Annotated in this window: 7 protein-coding genes; 3 read left to right on the top strand and 4 right to left on the bottom strand. The window is 74.6% G+C overall.

The window, feature by feature from the left end; translation table 11 throughout:
• Window positions 1-1,139 (bottom strand): AMP-binding protein (locus CCN72_RS34345; RefSeq protein ID WP_086812247.1); only part of this gene is annotated, 1,139 nt, incomplete at its 3' end.
• Complete coding sequence (locus CCN72_RS34340) at window positions 1,139-3,463, bottom strand: lantibiotic dehydratase (protein WP_086812245.1); 2,325 nt, start codon at window positions 3,461-3,463, stop codon at window positions 1,139-1,141. The genes CCN72_RS34345 and CCN72_RS34340, both read right to left, overlap by 1 nt.
• A gap of 316 nt (window positions 3,464-3,779) precedes the next feature.
• On the opposite strand from CCN72_RS34340, the gene CCN72_RS41025 reads away from it, so the two are divergent.
• The 3 genes from CCN72_RS41025 to CCN72_RS34325 all read left to right on the top strand — a co-directional run bounded on the left by CCN72_RS41025 (window position 3,780) and on the right by CCN72_RS34325 (window position 5,761).
• Window positions 3,780-3,959 carry an MbtH family protein gene (locus CCN72_RS41025; RefSeq protein ID WP_037657109.1) on the top strand — a complete coding sequence of 60 codons (180 nt, stop codon included), beginning with the start codon at window positions 3,780-3,782 and terminating at the stop codon, window positions 3,957-3,959.
• A gap of 118 nt (window positions 3,960-4,077) precedes the next feature.
• Entirely contained in the window at window positions 4,078-4,875 is a 798-nt protein-coding gene (locus CCN72_RS34330; RefSeq protein ID WP_244174619.1) for a 4'-phosphopantetheinyl transferase family protein, read from the top strand.
• A gap of 145 nt (window positions 4,876-5,020) precedes the next feature.
• Window positions 5,021-5,761 carry a Type 1 glutamine amidotransferase-like domain-containing protein gene (locus CCN72_RS34325; protein ID WP_086812241.1) on the top strand — a complete coding sequence of 247 codons (741 nt, stop codon included), beginning with the start codon at window positions 5,021-5,023 and terminating at the stop codon, window positions 5,759-5,761.
• Between the two features lie 25 nt (window positions 5,762-5,786).
• Here the strand turns inward: CCN72_RS34325 and CCN72_RS34320 are convergent, their stop codons facing one another.
• Both CCN72_RS34320 and CCN72_RS34315 read right to left on the bottom strand, forming a co-directional pair.
• Window positions 5,787-6,407 carry a helix-turn-helix transcriptional regulator gene (locus CCN72_RS34320; protein WP_086812240.1) on the bottom strand — a complete coding sequence of 207 codons (621 nt, stop codon included), beginning with the start codon at window positions 6,405-6,407 and terminating at the stop codon, window positions 5,787-5,789.
• Window positions 6,404-7,006 (bottom strand): helix-turn-helix transcriptional regulator, encoded by a 603-nt coding sequence (locus CCN72_RS34315; protein WP_086812238.1) that lies wholly within the window; start codon window positions 7,004-7,006, stop codon window positions 6,404-6,406. The genes CCN72_RS34320 and CCN72_RS34315 overlap by 4 nt, the downstream gene beginning before the upstream one ends.
• Between the last annotated feature and the right edge of the window lie 513 nt (window positions 7,007-7,519).

The raw sequence follows: 7,519 nt of genomic DNA, 5'->3' as shown, positions 1-7,519 counted from the left end.
TCGCCGGTGCGGTAGAGGCGGGCGCCGGGCGGGCCGAGGGGGTCGGGGACGAACGCGGCGGCGGTGCGGGCGGGTTGGCCGCCGTAGCCGCGGGTCACTCCGGTGCCGCCGATGTAGACCTCGCCCACCGTGCCGTCGGGGACCGGGGCGAGGTCCCCGTCCAGGATGCGGACGACGGTGCCCTCGCGCGGGGTGCCGACGAGGTCGGTGGTGTGGTCGGGGACGGCGGGCACGCTGTGCCGGGTGGTGGTCATGGTGCACTCGGTGGGGCCGTACTGGTTGACGAGCCGGCCGGGTACGAGACCGCGGCCGCCCGCGGCGAGGAAGGGCCGCAGCGACTCGCCGCTGGAGGCGACCAGTTCGACGCCCGCGAGGGGTTCGGTGAGGTCGGTCTGTCCGCCGAGGTGGGTGAGGAAGGACGGGGTGACGCTGAGCAGCGCGGTCACCCCGTGGTCGCGCACGGTGGCCGCGAACTCCGCGGGGCGCAGCAGCCGGGCGCGGTCCACGATCACCAGCCGGGCGCCGGCCAGCAGCGGTACGAAGGTGTCCCGGATGGAGGCGTCGTAGCCGAGCGGCGCGGTCTGGAGGGCCACGGTGTCCGCGCCGAGGCCGAACGCCCGTGCGGTGTCGCGGAGATAGGCGTCGAGGCTCGCGTGTTCGACGAGTACGGCGCTGGGTTCGCCGGTGCTGCCGGAGGTGTGGCTGACGTAGGCGAGGGCCTGGGGGTCGGCGCCCGCGTCCGGGAGCGGGCCGTCCGAGGGTTCCTCCTGGTCCAACAGTAGGGCGGGTATGCCGAGTTCGAGTGACGGGGCGAGGGTGGCGTGGGTGAGCAGCAGCCGGGCGCCGGCGCTACGGACGAAGGCCGCCAGCCGCTCGCGGGGCTGGCTCACGTCCAGGGTGAGGAAGGCGGCGCCGCAGCGCAGCACTGCGGCCATGGCGGCGACCGCGTCGGTGCCGTGCTCGACGGCCACCGCGCAGACGGTCTCGGGCCGGACGCCGTGGGCGCGCAGCAGCCGGGCGATCTCCTCGGTCCGGGTGGCCAGCCGGGCGTACGACACCTCGCCCGCCGGGGTGCTCAGGGCGGTGCGGCCGGGGTGGCGCAGGGCGTGGGCGGCGATGTCGTCGGCGACCGTGCGCATCACTGCTCCCCCAGGTCGGCGACGGTCATGTCGACGGCCACGAACCGGAGTTCGGAGGTGTAGCGGCTGCCCTCGTCGTCGGTGAGCCAGGCCTGCTCGGGGGTGGGCAGCATCTCGCTGACCTTGAGCCGGGCGCCGGGGTCCTTGCGGGCGAGCCTGCGGGCCGCCTTGGCGAGGATGGTGAGGTAGACGGGGCTGTCGAAGTCGACGTAGAACGGCCGGGGTTCGGTCGGCGAGACCACGAACACGAACCGGGGCAGGTCGTGCCGGCGCTGCCAGTGCCGGGCCTTCACGAAGCGGGCGGCCTCCGCCTTCTCGTCGGCGAAGTCCACTTCGGCGACGGGCAGTTGCCAGGTCTCGCGGGCCACGGTCATCCGGCCGAGGGTGATCCGCGGGGTGTGTTCGCCCTCGGGGCGCAGGGTGAAGCGGTCCATGACGCGCTGGGTGAGGGTGTTGGCGTAGGCGTCCAGCACGTCGTACGCGGTGCCGTCGGGCAGGACCGCGGTGAGCCGGCCGTCCCGGTCCTCGACCAGGACATCGGCGCTGAGCACGGTGCGCGGGCGGTGCGGGTCGCCGGTCTGGTCGACGAGGGCGACGTAGTGGTCCTCGGGCCGGTCCAGGGAGGGCCGGCTGCGGGTGGACCACTTCAGGGGCAGCTCCTTGGGCAGCATGGGCAGCAGGCGCGGGCCGGGGAAGTCCCGGGTGGTCTCGGCGAGCAGCTCGTCGCGGTCGGGGTGCTGGTACACGAACAGGGAGGCGCCCATGGTGTTCAGCGCGCAGTGCATCTCGCCGAGGACGAGGTCCACGTCACCGCGGGCGAGGGCGGTCTCGTCGGCGGCGGTGACCAGCACGTCGGGGCTGATGTAGCGGGCCAGCGACCAGCCGTCGCCGGGCTCGTCGAACTCGCGGCGGACCCGGTCGGCCAGCTCGGCGGTGGCCACCTGGACCCGGCGCACACCCTCGGGCAGTTCGAGGACGCGGGCCCACTTGGCGCGGAGTTCGGCCTGGATCGCGTCGATGAGGTCGCCCGCGTCGGGGTGCGGGGAGGGCAGGGTGTGCAGCCACAGGGTCCCCAGGTCGACCGGGGCGCCCCCGGCGCTCAGCCGCTCGTGCACGGTGCGCAGCCGGGCGCGGACGGCCTCGGCGAAGCGGTTCGTCATCCAGCGGGCGGCGGTCAGGCACAGCTGGAGCGGTTCGAGGTGGCCCAGCAGCGCGGCGCCGGTGGTGGCGGTGGCGGCGCGCCGGGTGTCGGAGTACACCAGCCCCCGGCAGGGCGCGGTGCGTTCGCCCTTGGCGCGCTGGGCCTCACTGTCGGTCAGCGTGGCGAAGTCGGCCTCCAGCGCGGTGATCGCGGCGGTCAGCGCGGTGGCGTCGGTGCCGGCGGCGCGGACGGCGTCCCGGCCGCGCTCCAGTACGGCGAGGCGCTCCAACGCGCCTTCTCGTGCGGCCTGTTCGGGGACACGCTCCAGGATGTCGCGCAGCGCGCGGTCGGGGTGGGTGGCGGCGGGCACCTCCAGTCGCCACTGCACCCATCGGCGGGAGATCAAGTCCCGTACGGTCCGCGTGACTTCGTCCTCGGGCAGGCCGAGTTCGGCGGCGATGGCGGGTATGTGCCGGGTGCCGTCGCAGCGTTCCAGTACGGCGCGTTCGGGGCCGTCGAGCTGCCGGGCGGGGCGGCCGGGCACCTGGACCGTGCCGTCGGCGCAGCGCACGAACGACACCCGGCGCGGCGGGATCCAGCGCATCAGGGCGCTGTCCGCGGCCAGCACCTTCGCCAGGGCGTCGATCGCCCAGCCGGAGAAGTACACCTCCCGGGCGGCGAGGAAGCCGTCGCCGGGGGTCACGGCGACGCCGCCCCGGGCGACCGTGTCCCAGTAACCCCAGCCGACGGGCCCGAAGAAGCCGATGGTGTCGTTCTTCACGCAGAACCGCTGCCAGTAGTGCGCGACCAGTTCCTCGCGCTGCCGCGGCATGCTGCTGCGGCTGTCGGCGGTCGGGGTCCAGCGCAGGAACGGGGCGATGCCGGTGCGCAGAACGGCGGGGTTCTGCCAGGCGAGCGCGGCCTGGAAGCGGGGCCGGGCGGCGATCTCCTGGAGGTAGCGGGCGGTGTCCACGGCGGCCGCCGCGAGGTCCTCCGTGAAGGCATTCCACTCCGGTCCGGACAGCTCGCTGTCGGGCCCGAACTTGTCGGCGGCCTCGGCGAGTCCGGGCGGGGCGAGGCGCAGCACGCCGTCGGCGGGGAAGCCGGGACCGCGGAGCGCGAACTGCTCCCACAGCCGCCAGCCTCCGCCCGGCAGCAGGACAGGTGCGTTCTCGTCCGACATCGCGTGCTCCTTCCGAATGGGGTGCGCGGGAAATCGCGTGGCCCGGGGTTTCCGGGGTGCCGGGCGGCCCGCGACCAAGCAGCACGGTCCCGCGTCGGGGCGGTGGGTCACCAGGGAAGTTCCGGCAGCAACGGGTGCCACCACTGCGGCGCGTTCGTCCCTGACCGGGCGGGGCGGGGGCCGGGCACTCTTGCGTCGCCGGACCCTGATCCGCGGCCGGCCCATCACCTGCGGGAGGTTCACCGTGACGCAACCCCACTCCGCGAACGGCAGCGGCGGCGACGAGGCGCGCCCCGGCGTCGAGGACGGGTATCTCGTGGTGCGCAACGACGAGGAGCAGTACTCGATCTGGCGGGCGGACCGCGAGCTGCCGGCCGGCTGGCACCGGGAGGGCCACGAGGGCAGCAGGCAGGAGTGCCTGGACCACATCGACGCCGTCTGGACGGACATGCGCCCGCTGAGCCTGCGCCGCCGGCTCGCCGGGGCCGATGTCTGAGGTCCGGCCGGCCCTGGTGCCGGCCAGGCCGGCCAACGCACCGCCGACGGAACGGCCGACGGACGATGTATATGACGTATCGTCACCTTCGCTGGCCGAAGCTGGAGTTGGCTTACTGATGACGGCAGAGCCGGGCGCCGTACTCACGACCCCCCGGATGCCGACGGAAGTCAGCGACACACCCCTGTCGGACTCGCCCCTCGGCCCCCTGTGTCCCGCCCTCCTGGACCTGCCCGGTCCGCAGTACCCGGCGTACCCCGTCGGCCCCCGGCCGCTGCGTGGTCCGCTGGAGCTGTATCTGACCGAGGTCGGCAGCCAGGACGACCGATCGCTGCTGCGCGCCCAGGAGTTGCTGGACGCGCAGGAGCGGGCGCGGGCCCGTGCGTTCCGGCGGCCCCGGGACCGGGACGCGTATGTGATCGCGCATGCGACGCTGCGCGCCCTGCTCAGCCCCCTGCTGGGCGTCCCGGCGGACGAGCTGCCGCTGATGCGGGAGCCGTGCGCGGGCTGCGGGGGCCCGCACGGGCGGCCCGCGCTGCGCACCTCGGGGGTGCACTTCTCCCTGTCGCACAGCGGGGACCTGGTGCTGGTGGCGCTGGCCGGCGCACCGGTCGGCGTCGATGTGGAGGGCGTGGCCACCGTGGAGGCGGTGCGCAGCGCACAGTGCGCGCTGCACGCGGCGGAGGTGGCGGAGCTGGCCCGGCTCCCGGCACACGAGCGGCAGGCGGCCTTCACCCGGACCTGGGTGCGCAAGGAGGCGTACCTCAAAGGGCTGGGGACGGGGCTGGTGCGCGATCCGGCCCTTGACCACGTCGGCACCGGACCACGGCCGGTGTCGCCGTCGCCCGACTGGAGCCTGCGGGACGTCCTCGTCCCGGCGGGGTACGCGGCGGCCGTGGCACTGCGGCGCGAGTGAGCGCGCGGCCGAAGCGGCGCACACGAAGACGGCGGGGACCGGTCGGAGGACCGGTCCCCGCCGCGTTGTCCCCCGCCCGTCTTCGCGGGTGCGCCTTCACGACTCCCCCACGTCCGGAGCACGTTGCGCGCGCTACGATCACCGCGTGACCGCCCCGGAACCCACCATCGTCGCCACCTCCGGAGGACATCGCGTCGCCGCACGCACCCGGGTGCTCTTCGACGCCCTGGTCCAGCACGCGGTCGATCTCTCCGGTGTGCACGGCAGGCGACCGCGCATCCTGTACGTCGGCACCGCGATCGGGGACGCCGAGCACGTCGCGGCGCGGATGTCGGAGGCGGCCCGGGTTGCGGGCTTCGATCTGACACCGCTGCACCTGTTCCCCATGCCGAACGTCGAGGACGTCGAGGGCACGGTCCTGGACCACGACGTGGTCTGGGTGATGGGCGGTTCGGTGGCGAACCTGCTCGCCGTGTGGCGGGTGCACGGCCTGGACGCGGTGCTGCGGCGGGCCTGGCAAGCGGGGGTGGTCCTCGCCGGGGTGAGCGCGGGTTCCATCTGCTGGTTCGAGGGCGGTGCGACGGACTCCTTCGGGCCCGAACTGCGCCCGGTGACGGACGCGTTGGGGCTGCTGCCGTACGGCAACGGGGTGCACTACGACTCCGATCCGGGCCGGCGCCCGCTGATCCACCGGCTGGTCGCCGACGGCACCCTGCCCACGGCGCACTGCACCGACGACGGGGTGGGCCTGGTCTACCGGGGCACCGAACTGGTCGAGGCCGTCGCGGAGTTGCCGGGCAAGGGCGCGTACGTGGTGCGCCGCGAGGACGGGCGGGCGGTGGAGGAGCGCATCACTCCGCGGCTGCTGCCCACTCCCGGGGTGTGACCCCCGGGTCGCCGGCGATCGCATCTCAGATCAGTCCGTGGCGCACCGCGCGCGCCACCGCGTGGGCCCGGTTGCGGGCGCCGAGCCGGGCCATGACCTCGTAGACGACGTTCTTCACGGTGTGTTCGGAGCAGTCCAGCAACTGTGCGATGCCCGCGTTGCCGTGGCCCTCCGCCATGAGCCGCAGCACGGACATCTGACGGCCCGTCAAAGACGGTGGCCGGTCCTCGTACGCGGCGGGCGTGCCGGGTCCGGGTCCTGCGGTCAGCAGGTGGGACAGCTCCGGGTAGGGGATGCTCAGATGCGGCGCCCCGGCGCGGCGGACGGCCGCCGTGAGGCTCTCCTCGGTGAGGTCCGCCCTGCGCAGTACGACGGCTCCGGCGCGCAGCGCCTCCAGGAGTCCGGCGCGGCCCACCGTGTCGCACACCAGCAGCAGCGGGCCGGGCAACCGGGTGACGCGCAGGGCCCGTTCGGCGTCGTCGGTGACGACGACGGTGACGGTCCCGGGCTGTCCGTGGCCGATCGCGCAGTCGAGGCCGGCGCGGCGGGCGAGTTCCCGCACCCGGTCCGCGTGCCGTGCGGGCAGGACGCGCAGGGGCAGGATCGTGGTCACCGCGCCGGGTGCGGCGGTCAGGGTGGCGGTCACAGCAGGCCCGCTCTCAGTGCGTAGGCGACCGCGTGGGCGCGGTTGCGCAGTCGGAACCGCTGGGTGATGTCGTGCACGACCGTGGTCACGGTGCGCGGCGAGTAGGCGAGTTGCTGGGCTATCTCCGCCGTCTCGTGCCCGTCGGCGACCATGCGCAGCACCGAGCGTTCGCGGTCGGAGAGCGACCCTCCTGCCCAGCCCCGCTCGGCGCCCTCGGGCCGGTCGAGGACCTGTTCGAGCAGGTCGGTGGGGACGGTGCAGTCGTCCTGTGCGGCGGCGAGCACCGCGTGGGCCAGCCGGGACGCGTCCGCCTCGCGGCGCAGCAGCAGTCCCCGGGCGCCGGCGGCGAGGGCGTGCAGGGCGTCTCCGGAGGCCAGCGCGCCGGCCACCAGGACGACGGCGGGACGTGTCAGGTGGGCACGGGTGGTGCGCACCATGTCGAGTTCGGCCGGGCCGAGCCGGTCCACGGTGAGCACCGCGACCCGGGCGTTCCCGGGCTCGCACACGGTGAGTTCCGGGCAGGCGAGCAGGGTACTGCGGGTGCCGGCCTCCAGGACCGGGTCGAGGGCGACCACACCGACGGGTACGGGAACTCCCATCTTCTGCTCCTTGCAAGGTCGTTCGCCCGGTGGTGAGCACCGCGGCGGGCTGTGGGGTACGACGCTCACCCTGCCGTCGTCTCCTGGGGGCGGGCATCGGTAGTCGGTCCCCACGTTTCCGGTGCGGGCCCGCCACGGGATGGTGGGGGACGCTCCCTGAGGGCGTGAGCAGGCCCCCTAGGGGCGACGCGGGACTCCCTAGGGGCGTGAGCAGGCCCGCCTAGGGGCGCCGCAGGTCCCCCTAGGGGCGCCGCGGGCTCCCCTAATGCCTGCGCGGAGCCCCCTAAGGGCGTGCGCGGAGCCACCCCCTACGGGCGTGCGCAGAGCCCCTAAGGGCGCGCACCGGGGGGCTCCAGAGGCTTGCCCGGGGCCCCTTAAGGGCCTACGCGGCCCCCGTAAGGGCATGTCCCGGCACCTGGCCGGGGGGACGTCGGCCATGTGGGGGTACCCGTGGCGACGCATGGGGGGGGCGCCTCTGGGTAGTCGCGCGTGCGGGTGGCGGCCGTAGGGGCA

Origin of the sequence: Streptomyces murinus (genome assembly GCF_002154555.1) — a bacterium.
Classification (GTDB): Bacteria; Actinomycetota; Actinomycetes; order Streptomycetales; family Streptomycetaceae; genus Streptomyces; species Streptomyces murinus.
The sequence above is the reverse complement of the archived record's forward strand: the minus strand, read 5'-3'. Positions and strand labels throughout refer to the sequence as shown.

Bases quoted from the DNA above. Each gene is read 5' to 3' on its own strand.
- CCN72_RS34330 (WP_244174619.1), top strand. From the start codon at position 4,078: ATGACGGCAGAGCCGGGCGCCGTACTCACGACCCCCCGGATGCCGACG.
- CCN72_RS34340 (WP_086812245.1), bottom strand. From the start codon at position 3,463: ATGTCGGACGAGAACGCACCTGTCCTGCTGCCGGGCGGAGGCTGGCGG.
- CCN72_RS34315 (WP_086812238.1), bottom strand. From the start codon at position 7,006: ATGGGAGTTCCCGTACCCGTCGGTGTGGTCGCCCTCGACCCGGTCCTG.